This is a genomic window from Candidatus Dedyshia acidiphila (assembly GCF_051025295.1).
In the GTDB taxonomy this organism is placed as follows: Bacteria; Acidobacteriota; Terriglobia; order Terriglobales; family Acidobacteriaceae; genus KBS-83.
This window is the reverse complement of the sequence record NZ_JBMGJV010000004.1, coordinates 87,849-111,130: the sequence shown is the minus strand read 5'-3', so window position 1 is coordinate 111,130 and position 23,282 is coordinate 87,849. Positions and strand designations below refer to the sequence as shown.

The window sequence follows — 23,282 nt, the reverse complement described above, 5'->3', positions numbered from 1 at the left end:
GTGCCCATCTCCCCCCGGCCCGTCTCCATCCTGATGCTCGAGGACAGCCTCCTCGACCGCGATCTCTCAGTCGCCCGCATGGAGCGCGACGGCTTCTCCCTCGACCTGCATCACGCCGTGGGACGGGAAGACTTCGTGCGCCTGCTCGAGCAGCGGCCGTACGACGTCATCCTCGCCGACTACGACGTGCCCGGCTTCAACGGCATGCTCGCGCTCGACATGGTCCGCGAACGCGACCCCCAGGTGCCCTTCATCTTCATCTCCGGCGTCGTTGGGGAAGAGGTGGCCATCAACAGCCTGCACCGTGGCGCGACCGATTACGTTCTCAAGCAGCGGCTCGACCGCCTCGGCCCCGCCGTGCGTCGCGCCCTCAAGGAAGCCAACGAGCACCAGACCCGCCTGCGCGCTGAGGCCACCGCCCGCGCCAGCGAAGAGCGCTTCCGCCAGCTCACCAACGCCCTCACGCAGCTCGTCTGGACGCTCGATTCCGACGGCAATCTCAATTACGCGAACCCCGCATGGCGGCGCGCCATCCAGCAGGACAGCCTGCGTTGGTGCGACTCCCGCGTCGTGCATCCGGACGACCTCGCCGGCTGCGAGCAGGCATGGACGCGCGCGCGCCGCGATCACGCCGGCTTCTCGCTCGAGGCGCGTCTTCGCCAGCAGCCGACAGGTGACTATCACTGGTACATGATTCGCGCCGTCACCTTCGGCGGCGAGACAGAATCGCCCCGCTGGGTCTGCACCGCGACCGACGTTCAGGAGCAGCGCACGCGCGAAGAGGCGCTGCGCACCGCCGAGAAGCTCGCCGTCACCGGTCGCATGGCCGCCACCATCGCGCACGAGATCAACAACCCGCTCGAATCGCTCACCAACCTCGTCTTCCTGCTCAAGCAGGAACGGTCGCTCTCCACCAACGGTCGCAAGTACATCAGCATGGCGGAGTATGAGTTGCAGCGCGTCTCCGCCATCTCCAAGCAGACGCTCGCCTTCTATCGCGACAACAGCACGCCCTCGCCGATTCAGATTGACGAGTTGGCACACGATGTCATGCGCCTCTTCACGCCGCGCTTCCGCAGCAAGGGCATCGCCACCGAGATCACTGCCGAGACTGCCTGCGTCATCTTCGCCACGCGCGGCGATCTGCGCCAAGTGCTCATCAATCTCATCAGCAATGCCATCGATGCCGTGCCCCACGGCGGCAGCATCCGCGTGCGCGCCTCCACGCTCTCCGGCAGCAAGCCCTCCATGTCGCGCCTCGTGGTCGAGGACAGCGGCCCCGGCGTGCCCGCCGAAAACGTCGACCGCCTCTTCACCCCGTTCTTCAGCACCAAGGGCGAACATGGCACCGGGCTCGGTCTGTGGGTATCGAAGGGCATCGTCGAAAAGTACGGCGGTTCCATTAGTATCGGCTCGCGCCCGCAGCCCGACGGCACAAATCGCACACAGGTACAGATCACCATGCCGTGCGAGGCCATCCATCAGTACGCGGGCGAGCCAGGCGGTCCCACGGCGCGCACCGCCTGAGTCGCACCCGCCCGCTCAGCGAGGAAGCGCCATCACAGCGCCATCCTCATCTGGCCGGCCACTCGATCGGTGTTTACTGCGCAGCGTCCGACACTGGCTCCCACGCATCCCATGTCGCAAGCCGATCTGCATACACTGCGCGAACCTGCGGCAGTGATGTGCTTCCCAGGATCAACCGCAGTGGTGGCTGCTCCGCGTCCACAACCGTAAGGATGGCCTCTGCCGTCGCCTCAGGAGCGCCACGCTTCAGACGCATCAGTCCGGCCACGAACTGCTTGCGATATTCGTCATACACCGGCATGCCCTCGGCTCGGACGGCGCTCTTGCCGAAGTCGGTCGCGTACGCGCCAGGCTCGATGATCGTCACCTTGATGCCGAACTGCGCTACTTCCTTCGCCAGTGTTTCGTGAAGCGCTTCCGCCGCGGCTTTGGTCGCGGAGTAGAACCCGATGAACGGCATCGGAGTCAGGCCCAGGCTGCTCGTCACCCCCAGGATGTGCCCGCTGCCTTGCTTCCTCAGCAGTGGCAGAGCAGCTCGCAACACACGCACCACGCCGAAATAGTTCGCGTCGAACACGCGCTGCATCTGTTCATCCGTCGCCTCTTCAGCCGTCGCGATCAGGCTGACCCCGGCGTTGTTCACCAGCACATCCATCCGGCCGAAGTGCTCGTACGCCTGCTGGATCACCTGCGGGACCTGTTCCGCGTTCGTCACATCCAGTTGCAGCGGCAGCACCGCATCGCCAAATCGCTCCTTCAGGTCGGCGATGTCCTCCAGCTTGCGCGCCGTCGCCGTCACTTTGTCTCCGCGCTTCAGGGCTGCTTCCGCCCAGATGCGTCCGAAACCGCGCGATGTTCCCGTGATAAACCAGACTTTGCTACTCATTCGGTATTCCTTTCGGAAGGCTTTCCACCTTCGCCAATAATCTGTACACTGTTAAGTTGTGGAACGTGAGCGTCCCACGCAGCCAGATCAACTGAACTATTCATGACAATACTCGCCAATCTAAACACTGTCAAGACTGCCAAGGCAATGGCCAAAGAACGACTCACCTACCATCACGGCGACCTGCGCACCGCGCTAATCAAAGCCGCCGATGAGATCATCGCGAAAGACGGCATCGAGGGCTTCTCCCTGCGCAACGCTGCGCGCCGCGCCGGAGTCTCACCGGCCGCTCCCGCGCACCACTTCGGCAGTGCCAGTGGCCTGCTTACCGAGGTTGCCATCCTCGCCTACCAGCGAGCGGATCAGTACATCGAACAAGCCGGGCACCTCGACGATGTTGTCGCCGATGTGCGCGCCGTCAGCCTCGCCTTCATCCACTTCGTGCTTCACTACCCCGGCCACTTCCGGCTGATGTTTCGCAACGATCTCGTCCATCGCACCGACCCGCGGCTCGCCGCAGCCAGCAAGGCTCCCGGCCTGCGCCTTGGCCGAGCCATCCTCGCCTACCAGCGCAAGGCAGACGCAGACCCGAAGGACTTCGACAACGCCGCCACCATGCTCTGTGGCTTGGCGACCCTCCACGGTCTCGCGAACCTGGTTCTGGAACAGAAGGCGGCACATTTCTTCCCGGGCGCCACCGCGAAAAACTTCGTAAAGGACTACCTCCCCAAGGTGATCGAGCACCTGTACCCAAAGCTGGCGTGAGCTAAGCTCCACAACCATCTTCCGGGTGCCGTACACTATCGCTCGCCCGTCGTAAAAAGGGTTGGAGCAGCACATGAAGCCACCAGAGCCGTCAACCCAATCTGCCTCTGCCAACATCGACGCCAAGATCAGGGAACTCGCCGACTGGCGCGGCAAGACACTCGCGCAGGTCCGCGCACTCATCCACGAGGCCGATCCAGAGATCGTCGAAGAGTGGAAGTGGCGTGGCACTCCCGTCTGGTCGCATGCCGGCATCGTCTGCACGGGCGAGACTTATAAATCCGTTGTCAAGTTAACCTTCGCCAAAGGAGCTTCGCTGCTGGACCCTTCGCGTCTGTTCAACTCCAGCCTCGACGGAAACGTTCGTCGCGCCATCGACATCCACGAAGGCGAGGCAATCAACGAGGCCGCGTTGAAGCAAGTCATCCGCGCCGCGGTTGAGCTGAACCTGCAGCCCAAGGGCAAGCCGAAGCCGCGAACGAGCAGCAAGCGAGAGAGCAGCTCCTGAGATCAGTTCCTGACACCGGCAAGACGGTTCGTCCGAGTTTCGCGCCCATGCATACGCACTGAACGAACCTCTTCGCGCAGCCGCTAGCGCCCAGCCGCCTCCAGTACCGCCACCCCATGCGGCGCCAGATCCAGCCGGCTCGTCTCGCCACTCCCCAGCAAATCCCGCATCCCCGCAGGCAGCGTCACCTGCTGCGTCTGCTCCGTGTGGTTCATCACGATCACCACACGCTTTCCCTCGCCCGCGCGCTCGCACACCTCGACACCCTCCGGCACATGCGCCACCAGCGGCGTGACGTTCGCGTTCTGCAGCCAATGCTGTGACAACGACGCCAGCATCCTCGCATCCGGCCAGAAGCCCACATACGTGACCGACCCCTTGCCGACCTGCTTGGTCAGGATCGCCGGTTGCCCATCCAGCCAGCCCGCGCTGCCGGAGCTCGGCTGGTAGCGCGCCGCCACCTCGGCCTGGTTGCTCCCCGTCAGTGGCTCCAGCAGTTCGGCCCACACGTTCCCCGTACCGTCGCCCAGACCCTGACTCGTCACCGTCACCGGTGCATCCAGCGCGTAGAACTCCTCCACCTTGCCGCCCAGCAGGATCTGCAGCGGTCCCGGCTGCCGGTTCGGCCACAGCGCGTCGAACTCGTTCTTCATCGCACTGCGCGGACCCAGCACCAGGTGACCGCCTTGCTGCACATAAGCCATCAGGTGATCGGCCGTCGCCTGTGGCAGCACGTTCAGCGCCGGCGCCACAACCAGTGCATAGCGGTTCAGGTCGGCCGTCGGCGAGATCACATCCACCCCATCCGTCTGTTGCCGCAGCGGCCGATAGAAATCGACAAGCTCCTCCACCGGCTCGAACTTCGCCGCGTGCCGCTGAAAGTCGATCGCCCAGCGGCTGTTGAAGTCGTGCAGCACGGCCACGTGCGACACCGGCGTCGTGCCGGCCAACGCCTTGCCTGCCTTCTCGAACTCCGCGCCCACCTGCTGGACCTCTGCATACACCGGCACCGGCTTGCCGTCCGGCCCCACGAGCGTGCCGTGATACTGCTCCTGCCCATTCAGCGCGCTGCGCCATTGCCAGTACTCGACCGCATCTGCGCCGTGCCCCACGGCCTGCCACGCCATCTCGCGTACCTGGCCCTTGGGCAGGGGATTGTTCGTCTTGCGCCAGTTCACAAACGCAGGCTCGGTCTCCATCACCCAGAAGTTCTTCTGCTTGTAGCCGCGCGTCAGGTCGTGCGCTGCACCGTTGTTCGCCCAGTCGTACGCCGGACCGCCGACATAGTCATCCCACGCCGCTATATCGAGCACGCTGTGCACCACGTAGCTGTCGAAGCCATCGAACCAGCCCATCGTGTTCGTCGTGATGAACTGCCGCGGATCCGCATGCGGCCGGATCGCGCTGATCTGGTTCTCCGAATAGCTCTTCCACGTCTCGCTCACGAAGTGCCGCCAATCCAGCAGCAGCGCCGGATTCTCCTCATCGTGCCGCGCCGGTATCTCGTCGAAGTTGTCGTACGTCTGACTCCAGTACTGCGTCGTCCACAGCGTGTTCAGCCGGTCGATCGTGCCGTACTTCTGCTTCAGCCACGCATGCCACTGCGCGCGCGCCTCCGGACCGAACGAGTCGTTCGCATACTCGTTGTCCAGCTGCCAGCCCACCACGTTCGGGTTGTGCCCATAGCGCACCGCCATCGCCTCGGCAATGCCGTGCGCCAGCTGGCGATACTTCGTGTTCGCAAACGAGAACTGCTGCCGATTGCCGTGCTCGTCGCGCCGTCCGTTTTCATCCACGCGCAACGTCTCCGGATACTTCGTCGTCAGCCACGCTGGCGGCGCAGCAGTCGGCGTGCCCAGCACGATGACCACGTGATGTTGCGCGGCCATCGCGATCGCGTGGTCCAGCCACGTCCAGTCGTAGTGGCCCTCGCTCGGCTCCATCGCGCTCCAGGCAAACTCACCCACCCGCGCCAGGTGGATGTGCGCCGCCTCCATGCTCTGCAGGTCGCGCTCCCACGTCGCCTCGTCCCATTGCTCCGGATACCACGCCGCACCCAGCAGCACCGGCGGCGCGTCCTTGTACTGCGTCGCCTGCGCAGCGCTGTTCAGCGGCGTCGCCAGCATGCACGCAGCCAGCGCCAGCACGCCTCCCTGCAGCCGCAAACCCACACGCGAACCGGACATCACGAAGCCAAAAGCCATAGTGGTGAACCCCCCTTCTTCACTACGATGTAACCGCTTACGCTTATACAGCCCCCCGCCCCTCTGCTGTCAAAGCCGCACCCTCGCCCCGCTACGTACTGGTCACGCAGCGTGAAACCTTCAAGTGGACGGATGGAAACGCAAATAAGGCAGATGCTTTGGGTTTGCACGCATCCTGACGGTGTCTTCCGATTCGCTGCCGGCGAAGGGCATACGGCCAGGATGGCGAGTCAATCCGCTACCGTGCTGTCGGATGCACCCCGGTAGACCACACCTGTCAGGTGAGCAAGCAGATGCTGCCACAACCCGAAACTGATCATCCACAGCAGCACTGGTAAATCGCATCGACTGCTCGCCACACTCCCCGAGCGAACCCGAACTTAGCGCGAGCGAACAGGTGCTTCCACCAGCGTCACTCGCGCCGTCACCACCACCAGCACACACCAGAACGCATCCGCGCCCGCAAGGTGCATCACTTGCATCCACACCGGTGCGCGCAGCAGCACATCGAGCACGCCCAGCGCGAACTGGAACACCAGCAGCCCCGCCAGCCACAAACCCAGCCGCCGCTGGCTTTCGTTCACGCCGCCCGCTGCCCTTGATTGCGCTGACCCTGACGGCGCTGAGCCGGATTGCACGGACTCGGATTGCGAGAAGACCGACCGCCATAGCAGCCACAGCAGGAACCCGCCCGCGATCACGGCGCTCAGCGGATGCAGGACGCGTAAACGGATCAGCCACTGTGACGTGGCCGAGAAGTCCTGCGCAAACGCCGCCCGCAGCGATGCAGCCGGAAACAGCGTGTCGCCCAGTGCGGCCAGCGATCCCGTCACCCCGATCACCATCGCCGACAACAGGCCGATCACCGCCGGCACGCGATGCTTGAACGTAACTTCACCACGCTGATACGCCGCGCGCCGGCCCAGGAAGTGCGCCGTCAGCGCCAGTGCCGCCATCAGCAGCAGCGTGTTCGACAGGTGCAGCGCCAACATCGGCGGCCGCAGCGGTGACGTGCTCTGCGCGGTAAGCCCCAGCTTCACCAGCAGCGCGCCGAGCAGCGCCTCGTTCAGCGTTAGCAGCAGTCCGGCTATCGCGAAGACGCGCGCCAGGTGCCGCTGCACGGTGCTCCGAAAGACCAGCAACGTGAGCGCCACGATCAGCAGCAGCGTGCCGCCGCTCATCATGCGGTGCGTGAACTCGATCACCGTCGCGATCTTCGGGTTCAGCGGCACCACCTGCCCGTTGCACAGCGGCCAGTGATCGCCACAGCCCGCGCCCGACCCCGTGCCGCGCACCACCGCGCCCCACAGGATCACGAGCACGTTGTAGACCACCACCGCCCACGCAAACCGCGGCAGCCACGGCGCCCGCACCGCACTGCCCGGAGTCGTCGCCGCTACTGAGCCCGCCGTCGCCATCGATCCCTCTCCCCCAATTCTAAGTCGCGTCGCACGCGCACGCCTCGACCGGGAAAGCAGCCTACCGCCGCGCGAAAAGGAGGGATTACTGGCCAGCCGTTTCCGTGAGGCTCCAGCATCTGGCTAGTGCCAGAGGTCTGCGTAGAGGTCGGCCAGCTCATTCAAGTGATTCCAAGTCAGGGTGAGGCGGCAGTTTGCGTACGCGATCGGAGCTTGATTGCCGCCTTCCCACTGGGTCGCCATGGAGGTACAGCTCTGGTCGCGGTACGTGCGCCAAGTATCTTCGGCTGCATCGAAAGGGAGGCGTTGCGGACCATCGGACGGACTTGTTCCAGAATGCCTCGACACTAGGGGCCGCAGCAGTGCGCCGATACAGCGGACGTAGGTGAGATATTCCCGCTCTGTCGTCTTGAATTCCGCAATCAGACAGCGGCCTATCGCGGCACTTCCACCAGCCTGCACCGCGGCGCAAAGATCTGTTTTGCTGCGAGCTTGTTCCCGTCTCAGAGCTTCAGTACCGCGTAGCCGGATCGTCGCCTGCCTCGTAGAAGCAGGGGACGCCGCTGAGCCGTTCTGATTTCCCGGCTGACTGAGTGCCGTCAGAACGCAAAGGAGCATGCAAACTCCCAGCTTCATGGCTCTGAAGTGTAGCAGCATCCGTCGCGAAGCGAACGGTGCGACCAGATACGCGATCAGCCGCCCGCCAATTGCCGCGCCCGCTCCGTCGCCCGCATCACCGCTTTGATCAGCGTTACGCGAAGGCCGCCTTCTTCGAGCTCCAGTAGTCCATCCGCCGTGCAGCCGGCGGGCGTCGTCACCGCGTCCTTCAGCAGCGCCGGATGCTCTCCCGTCTCAAGCACCATCCGCGCCGCGCCGTACGTCGTCTGCGCGGCCAGCAACGTCGCCGTGTCGCGCGGCAGTCCCACCTTGACGCCCGCCTCGGCCAGCGCCTCGAGGATGATGTAGATGAATGCCGGCCCCGAGCCGGACAGTCCGGTAACCGCGTCCAGGTGCTTCTCATCCACCTGCACCGTGCGCCCGACGCTCTCGAACAGGGACGCCGCGAGCGCCAGGTGGTGTGCCGTCGCGAAGCGGCCGCCGGCGAGTGCCGTCATGCCCGCGCCCAGGGTGGCTGGTGTGTTCGGCATCGCCCGCACCACCGGCATGCCGAGCAGCTCGGTCGCATCTTCGATCGCGCGTGTCTTCACCGAAGCCGCGAACGAGATCACCAGCTTTTCCGCCGTCAGCACCGGCCGGATCTGCTTCACAACATCGATCACCGTGAACGGCTTCACGCCGATGAAGACCAGGTCCGCATCACGCACCGCAGCAACGTTGTCGGTCGTCGCATGGATCTTCAGCCGCTCGGCCAGCGCCGACGCGCGGTTCTCATGCTGAACCGTCGCCGTGATCTGCGACGCCTCGATGCGACCGCTGCGCAACAGCCCTTCGATCAGGATCGAGCCCATCTTGCCTGCGCCCAGCATCGCGATGCGCTTGCCTGCGGGGCTCGCGCCATGGCTGCTGCTGGTGGTCGTGATCGGCTCGGCTGCCTTCTGCGTCGCGTGCGTCGTCATCCTGCTACTGTGCCTTGCCTTGCTGTTGCGACGCAATCCACGCGTTCACGCGCGCGTCCAGAACATCCAGCGGCAGCGCGCCGGAATCGAGCACCAAGTCGTGGAACTGGCGAATGTCGAACCGCGGTCCGAGTGCCTTCTGCGCCCGCGCCCGCAACACCAGGAACTTCATCTGCCCCACCTTGTAGCCCAGCGCCTGCGCGGGCCATGCAATGTAGCGATCCACCTCCGCCTGCACGCTCGGCTCGTCGATCGCCGAGTGCTCGTGGAAGTAGTCCACCATCTGCTGCCGCGTCCAGTGCTGCTGATGCACACCCGTGTCCACCACCAATCGAATGCACCGCCACGCATCGGCTTCCAGCCGCCCATAGTCGCTGTACGGATCGGTGAAGAACCCCGCGTCCTTGCCCAGGTGCTCGGCATAGAGCCCCCAGCCCTCGGTGTACGCCGTGTAGTAGTTGTGCTTCCGGAACTCCGGAATCCCGGCCAGCTCCTGCGCGATGGAGATCTGCAGGTGATGTCCGGGAAGCCCCTCGTGATAGGCAACTGTCTCTGCCGTCGTCAGCGCGCGGTGTGTCACATCGTAGGTGTTGACGAAGAAGGTGCCCGGCCGCCGTCCATCGGGCGTGCCCGACTCGTAGTACGCCGGGGCCTGGTCCTTCTCCATGAATGCCGGCACGGCCTGGATATCGAGCGGCGCCTTCGGCAGACGCCCGAACAGCGTCGGCAGCTTGGGCTGCATGCCGTCGAGATAGCCACGGTACACCGCGATCAGCGCATCGGCCGATGTCGCATGCAGCTTAGGATTGCCCGGAATAGACGCGCGCATCGCCTTCAGGTCGGCGAAGCCGAGCCGCTTCGCGATGGCCGTCATCTCCGTCTCGTCGGCGACGAGCTGCTGCTCGCCGATGGCGTGGATCTGCTCCGGTGTCAGGTCGGTGGTCGTGCTGCGGCGGACGACGTACTTGTAGTAGGCAGGGCCGTCCGGCAGCGACCAGATGCCGGGATCTGTGCGCCCGTGCGGCACATATTGCGCGGCGAGGAAGCGTGCGAACCGCGCATACGCCGGCAGCACCTGCTTCGCGACCACGTCGAGCACCTGCTGACGGATCTGATCCTGCTGCGCCGCGGGAATCGACTTTGGGAACTTGGTGAGCGGTAGCGCGAAGGGCGAAGTCTCGGGCTTGTTGGCAGCAAGGGCCTGCACCTGCACCAGCACCTTCTCCAGCAGATACCTGGGCGGCGTGCGGTTGTCGTCCATGCCCGTCATCATGTTGTCGGTGATCTGCTGGAAGGCGGCCGGCATCTTGCGCAGGCGCGCGATGTAGTGATCGTAGTCTTCGGCCGAATCGAACAGCAGTTGCGGCACCAGTTGCGGCAGCATCAGGTGCAGACCGCTGAACTGGTTCACCGGCATCTCCCACGGCTTGAACCGCGCGCCCTCCTGCTGCTCGATCAGTGTGCGCACCAGCAGGTCCTTGCTGAGCTCGACCTGCTCGGGCAGTTGACCGTCCGGAACGGCGCCGAGCTGTTCCAGGAACTGGCGGCCGCGCTCGAGCTGCGCATTGTAGGCAGCGACCGAATAGTCCGAGAGCTGGTCGTCGTAGCGCTTGTCGCCGAGCAGGGAAGCCATCTCCGGCTCGTCTTTGAGCCGCTGCTCCCAGTACGCGGCGAAGATGGCGTTCAGCGCCTTCTCACGTGCTGCCGGCGAACTTGCAGTGCCGGTCTGTGCGGCAGGAGCGGTCTGCGCTGCGGCCGGGGCCGGGGACTGGGCGCGCGAAGCATACGGAACCACGAGGCAGGCAGCCAGCGCGGTGGAGGATAGGCGAAGAAGGGACAGTGTCATGAGGCTGCCCCCACAATAACGGCTTCGCGCCGGGGTGACCAGCGCGCCTGCGTCAGACGTGGCGTACGCGCGAGGATTGCACATCGCTCGCGATCTCGCCGTCGCGGATGTGCACGATGCGATGCGCGAACTCGGCAATGTCGGGCTCGTGTGTGACCAGCACGATCGTGTTGCCGCCTTTGTGCAACTCGTCGAACAAGGCCATGATCTCTTCGCCGGTCTTCGAGTCGAGATTACCGGTGGGCTCGTCGGCCAGGATGATGGAGGGCCGGTTGATCAGCGCGCGGGCAATCGCGACGCGCTGCCGCTGACCGCCGGAGAGCTCGTTGGGCTTGTGGTTCATGCGCTCTTCAAGATTGACGGCGCGCAGTGCGCCCTTGGCCCGCTCAATGCGCTCATCGGCCGGGGTGCCGTTATAGATCAGCGGCAGCTCGACGTTGTGCAGCGCGCTGGCACGCGCCAGCAGGTTGAAGGTCTGGAAGACAAAGCCGATCTCGCGATTGCGGATGCGGGCCAGCTCGTCGTCATTCAACTCACTGACGCGGTGGCCGTTCAATGTGTAGGCGCCGCGGCTGGGCGAATCCAGGCAGCCGATCAGGTTCATGAGTGTCGACTTGCCTGATCCCGAGGGGCCCATGATAGCGACGTACTCGTTGTGCTGAATACGCAGGCTCACACCCCTGAGTGCGTGCACCTGCTGCTCGGAGCCCATGTCGTAGGTCTTCCACAGGTCCTCGACCACGATCACGTCGCCGCGCGGTGTTGCTGCCGGGTTCGTCGGGTCCACTGCTGTCATCGTCTCGGCCGCCATGGGGCTCCTTCGCTGTCTGCTATGTAGTGGACGTGGGAGTCGCGCTGGCGTTTGCATCCAGCGGCTTCACCTGTGCGCCGCTCTTCAACTCACGCAGCGTCTTGTAGGGTCCGGTGACGATCTCGTCGCCCGCCTTCAGCCCCCCGGTCACTTCGATGTCAGTGGTCCCCGTAATGCCTGTCGTGACTGGCACAAACGAAGCGGTTAATTTGCGCTTGTCGTGGCGCAGAACGAACACGCCCTGAACCTCGGGCTCCTTGCTCGCCGAGGCGGCATCGACCACGGATCCTTTCCCGCTGTCGACCGTCTCGCTCGGCCGACGGGTGGTCAGCGCCTGGATCGGAATGGCGAGCGCGTCCTTCTTCTGCGCCGTCAGGATCTTCGCCGTTGCGGAGAGGCCAGGCCGGAGCTCGGCGGAGGGGTTGTCGAGGGTAATGACGACCTTGAAGTCCTTCGCCTCTTCCGTGCCGGTCGTGCTCTGGCTGGTCGCGATGCCGGTGGAGCGCAGGATCGCCTGATCGCCCACGATGCTGACGTGGCCCTTGAAGGTACGGCCGGGCAGGGCATCGACCGTGATGTCCGCCGATTGCCCGTCCTGCACGTTGACGATGTCGGTCTCGTCGACCTTGACCTCGGCGGTCACGATCGACATGTCGGCGATCGTCATCAGGGTGCTGCCTTCGGCGTTCTGAATGCCGACGACCACCGTCTCCCCTTCGCGCACCGGCAGGTTGGTGACGATGCCATCAAACGGCGCCAGCGCAACGGTGCGGTTCAGCACATCTTTGAAGCGGCGCAGTGTCGCGGTCGCCTGGTCGATCTTGCCTCCAGCGGACGCGGTCTGCGCGCGCGACTGGTTGATGGCTGCCTGGTTCTGGGCGACAGCGGCGACGGCGACGTCGTAAGCGGCCTTGCGGTTGTCGTAATCGGACTTGGGGATGAGCTGCGCCTCAAAGAGCGACTGCCCGCGCTTCCAGTCGAGCTCCTTCTGCTCCAGGGTGGCCTTCGCGCTGGCCAGGTTGGCCTCGGCGGTCTTCTCGGCCGCATGCGCCGACTCCAGATCGGTCTTCGACGACTGGATGGTCGCCTGTTGGCTGGCCACGTCGGCCGAGGGCTGCACATTCTCCATGGTGGCCAGCACCTGGCCCCGCTTCACATGGTCGCCCTCTTTGACATAGAGGTGCGTAATGCGGCCGATTGTCTCAGAACCCACGTTGGCGTAGACCTTCGGCTTGATCTGGCCGGTGCCGCTGACCTGCGACAGGATGTCTTCCCGCACAACCTTGCCCGGCACGACCTTGGCGTAGGCCGAACTGGACCGGGCGGCAACGACTCCCACCACGATCAGCACAACCACGGCAACAATGACCACAGACCACACAATGCGCTTGCGATTCATCAGGAGCGACCCGATCTCGTCGTTCAGACGGAGGCGTTTGACTTGGAATACGGACAGGTGAGTCGAATAGTTCCTTTACTACGGAAAGATCCGGTGGGAAGGGTGCCGGCAGCGCCGACTGCCCCCGGATTGTCTGTCGACGGGCCTGCCGGGTCAGAATACCAAGCCCGGGAGCGATTTCCGAGGGAATAGGGATGCCCGGCAGTGTGAACGGATGTTCAATATTTGTAGCCCGATGCGGTTGTGCTCCCCGCTTGGCGAACCATAGACTAGAGCCACCCTCAAGGAGTATCCAGGAACCATATGTATCCGGTTCGCCACCGCAGTCTTTGTTCGGTTGTCCTGCTCGCCGCCTCTCTTTCTCTGCCTGTCCTGATGCACGCCCAGGAGTCCGCGCCCGCACCGGCCGGCGACTCGGCGCAGGACCCGCTGAACCGCCCGCTCAGCGACAAGCAGCGCCGGGATCAGCAGAAAGATCTGAAGACCGAGCTGAAGGGCTCCTATAAAAAGTGGCTTGACGAAGATGTGCGCTGGATCATCACCGACCAGGAGGAAAAGGCGTTCAAGAGCCTGGGCAACGATGAGGAGCGCGAGTCCTTCATCGAGAACTTCTGGCTGCGGCGGAATCCGAATCCCGAGTCGCCTGAGAACGAGTTCCGCGAAGAGCACTACCGCCGCATCGCCTACGCGGACGAGCACTACGCCGCGGGCAAGCCGGGGTGGAAGACGGATCGCGGCCACATTTACATTGCGTACGGCAAGCCGGACAGTATCGACTCTCACCCCAGCGGCGGAACCTACGAGCGCCCCATGGAAGAGGGTGGCGGCGAGACGTCGACCTTCCCCTTCGAGGTGTGGCATTACCGGTACATCGAAGGCATCGGCGACAACATTGATATCGAATTTGTGGACAGCTGCCAGTGCGGCGACTATCACATGACGCTGGATCGCTCGGAGAAGGATGCACTGCTGCACGTTCCCGGCGCGGGTCTTACCATGTACGAGCAGATGGGTCAGTCCAAGAAGGCTGATCGGTTTACCGGCGGACTTGAAAACCTCGGCGGTGGCCCCGGAACCCAGTCGCGGGCGACCAAGCAGTTCGACCGGCTGGAGCAGTACGCCAAGCTGCAGGCCGCGCCGCAGATCAAGTTCAAGGACCTCGAAGCATTCATGACCGAGCACAAGGTGCTCAACGGCCCCGTGTTTCCCTTCGACGTGCGGACTGACTTCGTGAAGGTGACCGACGATACGGTGCTGGTCCCGATCACGCTTCAGATTCGCAACAAGGAGATCACCTTCAGCACCAAGGACGGCGTCTCCAAGGGTGTGGTGAACATCCTGGGGCGGGTAACCACGATCACCGGCCGGATTGCGCAGACCTTTGAGGACACCGTGGTCGTGGAGCAGCCGAGCGAGTTGCTGCCGCGCACGCTTGAGACCTCCCAGGTGTACTGGAAGGCGCTGCCCCTTCGCCCCGGCCACTACCGCGTCGATATCGCGATCAAGGACGTCAACAATCCGGACCATGTCGGGGTCTGGGCGCAGGGTCTCCAGGTTCCGAAGTACGACGATGAAAAGCTCGCGGCCTCTTCGCTGATCCTGGCTGACAAAATGGAGCGCGTGCCGTCCAAGCAGATCGGTACCGGCAGCTTCATCCTGGGCAATACATTTGTCCGCCCCCGGGTGATGGATAACGCAACGACCCCGGCCAGCTTCCATCGCAACCAGAAGCTGAACTTCTGGATGCAGGTCTACAACCTGGGCATCGACGACAAGAGCAAGCAGAACGACGCCAAGCTCGAATACGAGATCGTGGACACGGCGACCAACAAGACGGTCCTGAACACAGAGGAGGACAGCCGGAAGCTGTCCCCGAACGGCGACCAGGTGACTGTCGAATATGCAGTTCCCCTGGCCAGCCTGGCCCCCGGGAAGTACAAGGTAACCATTAAGGTGAACGACAGCGTGACGAAGCAGCAATTAGCGGAGTCGGCACCGTTCACGGTAGACTAAGCGCACGTTCGACCGGGGCCGCGGAGTAAGCAAAGCGCGGTTCCAGCATTGCCGATGAGGTGGTTGCAACGTCAGCAGTGAGACAGCAGTTGGTCCAAATCGCGTGTTCGGTTCTGGCTTCCGCCGCTCTTGTCGCCCCCGCGCTAGCGCAAAGTGAGACCGCCTCGATCACGGGCGTCGTCCGCGATCGCCGAGGTGCGCCCCAGATGGATGCGCTCGTCGAATTGCTGCGCGCCGACTCCTCTGTCGTCGCCGTCGCGCGTACAGATATCCGCGGCATGTTCCGTCTCGATGATCTGCTGCCCGGCATGTATCAACTCAAGGCGACGGAGGAGGCTTACCTGCCTTCGCTCCGCCAGAATCTGCGCCTGATGGCGCACCACAAGACCATCGCGGATGTCACGCTGAACACGCTCTTCGACGTGGTGCAGTGGCTACCGGCGGAACGGCGCAAAGCCAGCGAGCCCGATGACGACTGGCAATGGACACTGCGCGCCGAAACCAACCGGCCGATGCTGCGCTTCTCTGACGAGGGGCCGATGATCGTGTCCGACGCCGCTGGACCGGCGCAAAGCCGTGCCCGGGTCGCCACCACGGGCGGTCTGCGCAGTTTTGGCAATGGCGGCCTGCGGCATGGCCTCGAATATGAGGGCAGCACGACCCACGGCGTGCATACGCTGGTGCGCACCTCGCTCAACGCCACCGATGGTCTGCAGTCGGCTTACATGCTGGGTTACGAGAACGAGGTCGCCGACGGCCGCGTAATGCGGGTCGTCGCCGCCTACAGCGACATGCCCGACCTGACTGGCGGCAGTTACGGAGCAGGTCGCTACCAGGCAGCCACCCTGCGCACTTCGGAGACGTCCGAGATGAGCCCGAACCTTCGGATCGAGTTCGGTAACGAACTGATCGCCATGCATCTGATGGGCGCGCAGCGCGGCACCGTCGTCAGTGGACGCCCGTTCGGATCAATCACGCTGCACAGTGCAACCACAAGCCTGAGCTATCGAGCGGCCACGTCGCGCGAGGCGCAGGACGGAGCAGCCCTGGCCGATGAGGACACGTTGCTTCCTGCGGTCGCACAGCAAGGCGGGGTGGCTTCGCTCGAACGTGGGTTGCACCAGGAAGTGCGGCTGCGCCACGAGGCAGAGGGTGGCGGTGGCTTCATGCTGGCCGCCTTCCACGATCGCATCGCGCATTCGGTGATCCAGGGCAGCGGCTATGTGAGTGATGCCGATGCAACCGGCGGCGATCTGCTGATCGATCCCGTGTCGGGTGTCTTCCGCACGGCTGCTGGGACCTTTGGTGGATACGGGTTCTCCGTCAGCGCGACCTACCCTGTGCTCTCCTCACTCGCGCTCTCTGCCGAGGCAGAAGAGGGGCCGGCGCTGACCTGCTTGGACCCCAACCCCTCCGAGAACACGCAGACAGTGAGTCAGACAGTACACGCGCTGCGCTCGCATCGAACCCCGGCGGTGACCGTGGCTGCGCAGGGCCGGTTGCAGAAGGTGGGCACGCATTGGCGCACCTCCTACCGCTGGCAGCCGGAGAACACGATCACTGCGGTGAACGCTTACTCAGCGCATGATGGCGACGCGTATTTGAGCCTGCTCATCCGTCAACCGATCCGTATCGGGCGCATTCTCCCAGGCAAGACGCAGGCGGTCTTCGATGTGCGTAATCTGCTCGCGCAGGGCTACTACCCGTTTGTGACACCAGACGGCAGTACGCTGTTTTTCGCCCAGGCAGACCGCTCGGTCTCCGGCGGCATCGCCTTCACCTTCTGATCGCGGCGTGCTATAAACATGGAAGAGCGGTGGCGCAATCGTGCCGCACTCTCCCTCCTTTGTTTCACCCCTGGACGCGTAGCTCAACTGGCAGAGCATTCGACTCTTAATCGACAGGTTGTAGGTTCGATTCCTACCGCGTCCACCAATATCCCCTCTGAAAACAAATACTTAGATTCGGCATTTCTTCTGCCGGGAACGTCTGATCCGCCAACGTGACGTAAAACGTGACGTGCCGCGCTTTCCTGGTTGCGCCGATTAATTGCGTCTCGCAGTGGGTCCAACCGATGATGCTGGTACGGCTTCATCGACTGCATATCGACATGCCCCATGGAGTCTGCGACCGCGAAGATGTTGCCGGTCGCCTCGACGGTGAAGCTGCCATAGGTATGCCGCGCCGAATATGGCACGATCTTGCTGCTGACTCCCACTCGATTGCGGAGTGCACGAAACCCAACAGCAATACTGTTCAGGTGGCCGGTCTTCGAACGCGGAGAAGGGAATATCCACCCCCTCTTTCGCCTCTCCGCACCGGGCCTTCAGCACCTCGTGCATGCGCTCGCTCATTGGAACAAACCTGCGAGCCTTCGCGGTCTTACCCTGCGGGTTCCAGATCCGCATATTTGCCCAATCGATATGCTCGATACGCATACAGAAGATCTCTCGTGGCCGCATCCCCGTGTCTTGAGCGATGACGAGGAAGTCGCGAATTTGTTCTCGACTCCGTCGTGTTCGCCCGTGTTTGACGGGTTCTGATAGCCCGTCGAACAGCGCTCGTTCTGTGGCACGGCCGATAAGCCAGTCTCGGCCAAAAGCCTTGACAGCTTCACCTTCGGCACCTGCTTATGAGGTGCACTTCTCAGCTTTCGACAGCATTCGCCTGAGGGTGCGCAAGCTTGATTCTCGTACTGGGCTGAGCATTCGATAGCAATACTGGCCGATAGCGAGCTGCTTGCCATCCGGAACGGCCTGTCTAGCCGACTGGCCGAAGAGGGCCGAAACCGTACACACCATTGCTGCCGGTGTGGCGCTGCGTCTCATGCTTTCCCCGGCCAAAACTATTTCCATCGGTTGCAAACAAGATGATCTGCAGTAACCCACTCCGGTGTTTCAGCAAGCTTGCTGATCTCCCAATCGATAGCGCGGTACAGACCAGATCGGCCGATCCCTTACTGAAACAGCACGGGACTGACTGTATCCCTTTGTGATCATCCCAAGTTGCGTGCCGGTGCCGGAGGACCATCCATCAGAAATGGACTTCCGGAACGTGCTTACCTGTCCGACACCGGGTCGCACTTCGATGCCAGCAGAGGGCGAGACATTAACCCCAACTCCGCCTTGACCGGCGCTGAATCGCTGGACCTGCGGATTTGGCTGCGCTGGCATCGGCATCAATCGGCAGCCAAGGTTACATGCCAGGTTTTTAGCGCCTCGGATCCTGTCACATGAGTTCAGGGATCTAAGGACGCGAACGATCGGCGATCCAAAGGTATACCGCTCATGCAACAACTCCAGGCGATGCTGCGATTCGGCCGTGGACGCGTGCAAGCCATGGGTGCATACTGCGTGAGGCGAGCAGGAACGGCCCACATTGTGAAATCGAACTCACAGCATGTGAACATCACCGATGTGGCGCGCGAGAGCGGTTTTGCGCCCTCCACTGTTTCGATTGTGCTGAACGACGCACCATTGTCGGCGCGCATCACGGCGCGGACAAAGAAGCGGATCCGCGACACAGCGGAGCGGCTGGGCTACCGCCCGGATGCCTTTGCGCGATCGTTGCGCAACCGACGGAGCCACACGATCGGTGTGGTGGTGTTTGATCTGTCTGACCCGTACTGCTCTCTCATCCTCCGGGGCATCGAGGGATCGCTCCAGCGTACGGAATACCTCCCGCTGGTGATGAACGCCAACAACAATCACGAAAAGCTCGTGGATTATCTGGATCTGCTGAGAGAGCGCCGGGTAGAAGGCGTGATCGTGGTGGCGAATTGGCTATTCGACGTGAAGGCGCTGCCTGACCAGCTACGAAAGCGCGAGCTGCGGACGGTCGTCGTCGGCAGAAACCTTTCGGCCGAAGGCATTCCATCAATCATCGTGGATAACGAACGTGGCGGATGCCTTGCGCTCGAACATCTCCATGCGCTCGGCCATCGCAAGATTGCAATCATCCGTGGGCCTCGCACGCTCACGGACAGCCTGCTTCGATGGCGGGGCATTCAGCGGTCAGCAGATGAGCGAGGCGTGAAGCTGTCTGGCAAATGGATTCGGCAACTGGCAAGTACGCCCGACCCTACATCCGGATTCGAAGGCGGCTTGGCGAAGACGGCAGAACTGCTGGCGAGGGGGCCTGAGTTCACCGCACTGATCGCATTTGACGACCTGACCGCGCTGGGGGCAGTCCGTGCGTTGCATGCGAATGGCCTGCGCGTGCCGATGGACTGCTCGATCGTCGGGTTCGATGATGTGCCGCCCGCGTGGCTCTCCACGCCGTCCCTGACAACTCTGCGCCAGCCTATGGAGCAGATGGGGCGGCGCGGTGCGGAGTGCGTTCTGGAGGAGTTGCGTGCGGAAGTGAAGTCGCGCGGGCCCGTCCCTCTCGAGTGGCTCCAACCGGTCCTGATCGAGCGGGAATCGACCCGCCCACTCTTGTGACGAACCAGTTCCGTCCCTGCTTATATCGAGCAATCGGATGTTAATTTCCGGTTGACAAGGCAAACTCCCGGCGCTAGCTTCTTCGTGTTCAAACGATTCAACAGAGGCCAACGCACTCTTGCCTGACGCGCCGGACCGCTGAGGCCGATCGCAGTCCGGGGTGCGCGATCGGCACAAGCTGCACGCATTCATGGAGGTTGGCTTGAGACTGGGCACTTTCCGGATTGGACGAACGTTGGCGATAGTCGCAGTCAGTGGCGCAGTGGCGCTCGCTCAGGCTGGCCGCGGAGGCATCAGCGGCACCATCACGGACCCGTCCGGCGCGGTCGTCCCTGGCGCGCGCGTGAACCTGACCAACAGCGCCACCGGCCTAACTCAGCAGGTCGTCACTAACGCCGCGGGTCTCTACTCGTTCATCTCGCTGAACCCTGGCACCTACTCCGTAACGGTGACTCACTCTGGCTTTCAGACAGTGGAGGAGCAGAACGTCCCAGTCAGCGTGGACCAAGTGGCGCAGTTGAACATCGCTCTGCACATCGGAGGCGCCACGGACGTTGTTAACGTCACGGCGAGCGACGATCTTGCAGAGACGACCAGCTCGACGGTGGGCCAGCTTCTGTCTGCGGCCACGATCGAACGAGTTCCTCTGCTGACGAGAAACGTGTTCGATCTCGTGCAGCTGAGCGCAGGTGTCACTCCGGCGAACGGTTCACCGAATTCCTCGAGCTCGTTCGCGATCACAAATATCTCAAGTGGTCGTCCCGGTGTCGATGTCTCGTCGTACACGATCAACGGCGCCGTTCAGGGGTCGGTCTACTTCATGCTTGACGGAAGCCCGGTTGGTATCGCGGAGAACAACGCAGCCGCCATCATTCCGGCACTCGAGATTCCCGAGGACGCCGTGAACGAATTCCGTGTGGAGACACAGAACACACCCGCCTCTTACCAGAGCGGCGGCGCGGGTGTGATCAGTCTGGCGAGCAAGTCCGGGACCAACGAGTTCCACGGAGATGTGTTCACCTACATCCGACCCGATATTCTGGCAGCGAACGACTACTTCAACAAGCAGAGTCAGCTTGCCAGTGGATCGCGCAACGAATCACCAGCGTTCCATCGGTATCAGGAGGGCGGCTCGATTGGAGGCCCGATCCTGCATAAGAAGCTGTTCTTCTTCGCGGATTACGAAGCGACGCAGCAGCAGCAGTTCGACGGTTCGAACATCTTCACTGTGCCCACTTCGCGAGAGCGCCAGGGCGACTTCTCCGCTGATAGCTTCACCATCTACAACCCGATGGTGCCGGAGAATGCAGACGGAACGCGCCAACCGTTCGCAAACAATGTCATCCCGAACCCGAATCCAATCGCGTTGCAGTTCCTCTCGAAGTTCCCCAAATGCAACGTTCCGGATCCGACCACCTGCGACCAGGCAACGAACGGCGCAGTGAACAACCTGTACGTCCCGGGGCTCGATCCAACAAGCGCACAACGCTTCGACGTTCGCATCGATGATGCGATCAGTGAGCGGCAGCGACTCTTCGGCCGCTTCTCCTTCGATCGCCTATTCACCTCAGGTGTGAATGCATTCAACAACGACTACGACTTGAACTATGCCCAGAATGTCACGAACGGGCGCAATTTCCTGATAGGCGATGACCTGACGCTGAATGCGACGACTGCCATTCAGCTTCGCTACTCATTCACACGCCACTACGAAAACCAGGGGGGCGATCCCCGCCAGATTGGCGTGGACCTGACCACGCTCGGCTTCCCATCCTCGCTCGCGCAGGAAGAGGTCTACAAGACGCTGCCGTACGTCACCTTCTCAGATGTGGGTGGCGGGATCGGCGGCACGGCCAACTACAACACCTTTCGCTTCGCGAGCATGAATCATGATGTGAGCGCTGCGGTCACAAAGGTACTTGGAAAGCACGAGCTGAGTGTCGGCGCCGAGTACATGAAGCGCTTTCTGAACGCGGGACAGCCGCCCGCCCCTTCAGGCAACTATCAGTTTGATATATCCGCAACGGATCAGCAGACAAGCACGGGTATTGGCGGCAGCGACTTCGCTTCGTTCCTGATTGGAATGGGAGCTGCCCCAGGTGTTGAGAACACCAACTTCACCAAAGACCTATTTGTGGCCGAGGCGAGCAACTACTATGCAACATTTGTCCAGGACACGTGGCATCCCACCGAGAAGGTGATTGTCACTGCAGGGCTACGCTGGGATATCTTCGGCGGACGCACGGAGCGGCATAACCGGTTGGAGTACTTCCAGCCCAACGCGAGTACCACAGCAAGTGGGGTCGCCTATACGGGTGCGGAAATCTACACGAATGGAAGTCACCGCTCGCCATTCCAGACCAACAAGGCGGATTTCGGTCCTCGACTCGGCGTGACCTGGCAGCCTGTTCCTCGTCTGGTGGTGCGAGCAGGAGCGGGCATCTACTACGGTCCCAGCTCGGAGATGGTCGCTGGTGCGGCCCAGGATAGCGACGGCTACTCGTCGACGACGAACTGGAACTCCACGTGTTACGACGCGGCAGGCAACACGGTTTTAAACGGCTCGAGTTTCTGCCCGGGTGCGCCGGACGGCAGCCCTGATCCCAGCACGACCGGACCTTACTCGCTCAGCAACCCATTCCCTCAAGGCGTCGTGCCACTCATCACTGCTCCGTCGGGGCTTGCGAATAACCTGGGCACGACTCTGAACACCGTCCTGCATAAGCAGCGAACGCAGACGACCTATAACTACAACTTCGGCCTGGAGTACGAGCTGCCGCGTCACTATGTGGTAAGCGCAGCCTACGTGGGCAGCCGCGGACTCTTCCTGCCGCTTGGCGTGCTCGACCTGAATGAACTGGACCTCGCAACCATTGGTCATTACCAAGGCGATCTGTTGGACGCCACTGCGCCGAATCAGTGGCAGTCTGTTCTGCCGCCAACGAACGCGAACTACGGATCTCCGACAGTCCCGCTGTTCGTTGCCCTGCAGGCGTTCCCGCAGTTTGGAAGCGGCAACTATGGATCAGGGAACGGCGTGCTCGTGCATGGCTATCCGGGTGGCGACTCCGAATACAGTTCGTTGCAGACAAAGGTACAGAAGCGGTTGACCGACCACTTCACCGCACTGGCATCCTTCACGTGGGCCAAGCTGATGACGAACGACGGCAACCCGCCACTCGGGTTCGTAGGCTCGCACGCGGGGGCGCCACAGGATGGCAGGAATCTCAACCTGGAGTGGTCCGTCAGCCCGCAGGATGTGAAGTATCAGTTCACGGCACAGGCCTCTTACGACCTGCCGGTCGGGCGCGGCCGGGCGCTCTCGCTCACCGGTCCCGCCAATGTCATCCTTGGCGAATGGACGATTAACGGTATCGCCTATCTCAGTACAGGCGTCCCTATCAACTCGCCACCTTCAGGCGTGACCCCATCCTTTCTCAATCAGCGTGCAGACGTGACCTGTGATCCGGGCAAGAGCATGCCGCGCACTGCAGAGCAGTGGTTCAGCCCGGCATGTTTCGCCGTGCCTGCGAGTCCTTTCGTTGCTGGGAACACACCAGCCTACCTGGATCACGTGCGCACGATGGGAGCGCAGGATGTCGATCTGACACTGGGCAAAACATTTGCGCTTGCGAAGGAGAAGAGCCTCCATCTCGATGTTTCCTCTTTCAACATTGAGAACAAGCCGCAGTTTGCGGCGCCCTCGTTCCCAAGCATCCAAAACGTGGTAAACGATCCGGCTACCTATGCACCACAGTTTGGAGTGATCACGGCGGATGTGAACACACCAAGACAGTTTCAGTTTTCCGCTCGGTTCCTTTTCTAAAGCGGGCCGCGCGCCATCGAGTGCCGCGGCTTTGCTCCTTCTCATCACCAAGAGGATTGG

Annotated in this window: 15 protein-coding genes, 1 tRNA gene and 1 pseudogene; 8 read left to right on the top strand and 9 right to left on the bottom strand. The window is 62.7% G+C overall.

Annotated elements, in window-relative coordinates:
• A complete protein-coding gene (locus AC5IJH_RS03015; protein ID WP_491901310.1) occupies positions 1–1,527 on the top strand; it encodes a two-component system sensor histidine kinase NtrB in 1,527 nt (508 codons plus the stop codon).
• Positions 1,528–1,600: 73 nt separating this feature from the next.
• Here the strand turns inward: AC5IJH_RS03015 and AC5IJH_RS03010 are convergent, their stop codons facing one another.
• Positions 1,601–2,413, bottom strand: coding sequence for an SDR family NAD(P)-dependent oxidoreductase (locus AC5IJH_RS03010; protein WP_491901309.1), 813 nt, complete (start codon positions 2,411–2,413; stop codon positions 1,601–1,603).
• 147 nt (positions 2,414–2,560) lie between these two features.
• Here AC5IJH_RS03010 and AC5IJH_RS03005 point away from each other — a divergent pair, with 147 nt between their 5' ends.
• Together AC5IJH_RS03005 and AC5IJH_RS03000 are read left to right on the top strand one after the other, a co-directional pair.
• Positions 2,561–3,178, top strand: a complete 618-nt coding sequence (locus AC5IJH_RS03005) for a TetR/AcrR family transcriptional regulator (RefSeq protein WP_491901308.1) — start codon at positions 2,561–2,563, stop codon at positions 3,176–3,178.
• Positions 3,179–3,251: 73 nt separating this feature from the next.
• The gene (locus tag AC5IJH_RS03000) at positions 3,252–3,686 is read left to right on the top strand and encodes a DUF1801 domain-containing protein (RefSeq protein WP_491901307.1); all 435 of its coding nucleotides are present in this window, start codon (positions 3,252–3,254) and stop codon (positions 3,684–3,686) included.
• Between the two features lie 83 nt (positions 3,687–3,769).
• On the opposite strand, the gene AC5IJH_RS02995 is transcribed toward AC5IJH_RS03000, so the two are convergent.
• The 7 genes from AC5IJH_RS02995 to AC5IJH_RS02965 all read right to left on the bottom strand — a co-directional run bounded on the left by AC5IJH_RS02995 (position 3,770) and on the right by AC5IJH_RS02965 (position 12,941).
• Entirely contained in the window at positions 3,770–5,812 is a 2,043-nt protein-coding gene (locus AC5IJH_RS02995) for a beta-galactosidase (RefSeq protein WP_491901351.1), read from the bottom strand.
• A gap of 458 nt (positions 5,813–6,270) precedes the next feature.
• Entirely contained in the window at positions 6,271–7,308 is a 1,038-nt protein-coding gene (locus tag AC5IJH_RS02990) for a COX15/CtaA family protein (protein WP_491901306.1), read from the bottom strand.
• Between the two features lie 123 nt (positions 7,309–7,431).
• Positions 7,432–7,926 (bottom strand): lysozyme inhibitor LprI family protein, encoded by a 495-nt coding sequence (locus AC5IJH_RS02985; protein ID WP_491901350.1) that lies wholly within the window; start codon positions 7,924–7,926, stop codon positions 7,432–7,434.
• A gap of 74 nt (positions 7,927–8,000) precedes the next feature.
• Entirely contained in the window at positions 8,001–8,795 is a 795-nt protein-coding gene (gene proC, locus AC5IJH_RS02980; protein WP_491901349.1) for a pyrroline-5-carboxylate reductase, read from the bottom strand.
• 94 nt (positions 8,796–8,889) lie between these two features.
• Positions 8,890–10,731 carry a DUF885 domain-containing protein gene (locus AC5IJH_RS02975; protein ID WP_491901305.1) on the bottom strand — a complete coding sequence of 614 codons (1,842 nt, stop codon included), beginning with the start codon at positions 10,729–10,731 and terminating at the stop codon, positions 8,890–8,892.
• Between the two features lie 52 nt (positions 10,732–10,783).
• The gene (locus tag AC5IJH_RS02970; RefSeq protein ID WP_491901304.1) at positions 10,784–11,542 is read right to left on the bottom strand and encodes an ABC transporter ATP-binding protein; all 759 of its coding nucleotides are present in this window, start codon (positions 11,540–11,542) and stop codon (positions 10,784–10,786) included.
• Positions 11,543–11,561: 19 nt separating this feature from the next.
• Positions 11,562–12,941, bottom strand: coding sequence for an efflux RND transporter periplasmic adaptor subunit (locus tag AC5IJH_RS02965; protein ID WP_491901303.1), 1,380 nt, complete (start codon positions 12,939–12,941; stop codon positions 11,562–11,564).
• A 303-nt stretch (positions 12,942–13,244) separates the two neighbouring features.
• On the opposite strand from AC5IJH_RS02965, the gene AC5IJH_RS02960 reads away from it, so the two are divergent.
• From AC5IJH_RS02960 to AC5IJH_RS02950, 3 genes are all read left to right on the top strand, one after another.
• A complete protein-coding gene (locus tag AC5IJH_RS02960; protein ID WP_491901302.1) occupies positions 13,245–14,954 on the top strand; it encodes a GWxTD domain-containing protein in 1,710 nt (569 codons plus the stop codon).
• 59 nt (positions 14,955–15,013) lie between these two features.
• Complete coding sequence (locus tag AC5IJH_RS02955) at positions 15,014–16,741, top strand: carboxypeptidase-like regulatory domain-containing protein (protein ID WP_491901301.1); 1,728 nt, start codon at positions 15,014–15,016, stop codon at positions 16,739–16,741.
• Between the two features lie 72 nt (positions 16,742–16,813).
• Positions 16,814–16,889, top strand: a tRNA-Lys gene (locus AC5IJH_RS02950).
• 148 nt (positions 16,890–17,037) lie between these two features.
• Here the strand turns inward: AC5IJH_RS02950 and AC5IJH_RS02945 are convergent.
• Positions 17,038–17,452 (bottom strand): annotated as a pseudogene (locus tag AC5IJH_RS02945) (tyrosine-type recombinase/integrase); the annotation flags it as partial.
• A gap of 882 nt (positions 17,453–18,334) precedes the next feature.
• Between AC5IJH_RS02945 and AC5IJH_RS02940 the strand changes: the two are divergent.
• Entirely contained in the window at positions 18,335–19,396 is a 1,062-nt protein-coding gene (locus AC5IJH_RS02940; RefSeq protein ID WP_491901300.1) for a LacI family DNA-binding transcriptional regulator, read from the top strand.
• A gap of 235 nt (positions 19,397–19,631) precedes the next feature.
• Positions 19,632–23,222: an outer membrane beta-barrel protein gene (locus AC5IJH_RS02935; RefSeq protein ID WP_491901299.1), complete on the top strand. Its 3,591-nt coding sequence runs from the start codon at positions 19,632–19,634 to the stop codon at positions 23,220–23,222.
• Positions 23,223–23,282 lie beyond the last annotated feature (60 nt).

Coding starts and splice junctions, on each gene's coding strand:
- AC5IJH_RS02965 (WP_491901303.1), bottom strand. CDS start 12,941: ATGAATCGCAAGCGCATTGTGTGGTCTGTGGTCATTGTTGCCGTGGTT.
- AC5IJH_RS02985 (WP_491901350.1), bottom strand. CDS start 7,926: ATGCTCCTTTGCGTTCTGACGGCACTCAGTCAGCCGGGAAATCAGAAC.
- AC5IJH_RS03005 (WP_491901308.1), top strand. CDS start 2,561: ATGGCCAAAGAACGACTCACCTACCATCACGGCGACCTGCGCACCGCG.
- AC5IJH_RS03000 (WP_491901307.1), top strand. CDS start 3,252: ATGAAGCCACCAGAGCCGTCAACCCAATCTGCCTCTGCCAACATCGAC.
- AC5IJH_RS03010 (WP_491901309.1), bottom strand. CDS start 2,413: ATGAGTAGCAAAGTCTGGTTTATCACGGGAACATCGCGCGGTTTCGGA.
- AC5IJH_RS02960 (WP_491901302.1), top strand. CDS start 13,245: ATGTATCCGGTTCGCCACCGCAGTCTTTGTTCGGTTGTCCTGCTCGCC.
- proC (WP_491901349.1), bottom strand. CDS start 8,795: ATGCTGGGCGCAGGCAAGATGGGCTCGATCCTGATCGAAGGGCTGTTG.
- AC5IJH_RS02970 (WP_491901304.1), bottom strand. CDS start 11,542: ATGGCGGCCGAGACGATGACAGCAGTGGACCCGACGAACCCGGCAGCA.
- AC5IJH_RS02990 (WP_491901306.1), bottom strand. CDS start 7,308: ATGGCGACGGCGGGCTCAGTAGCGGCGACGACTCCGGGCAGTGCGGTG.
- AC5IJH_RS02975 (WP_491901305.1), bottom strand. CDS start 10,731: ATGACACTGTCCCTTCTTCGCCTATCCTCCACCGCGCTGGCTGCCTGC.
- AC5IJH_RS02995 (WP_491901351.1), bottom strand. CDS start 5,812: ATGCTGGCGACGCCGCTGAACAGCGCTGCGCAGGCGACGCAGTACAAG.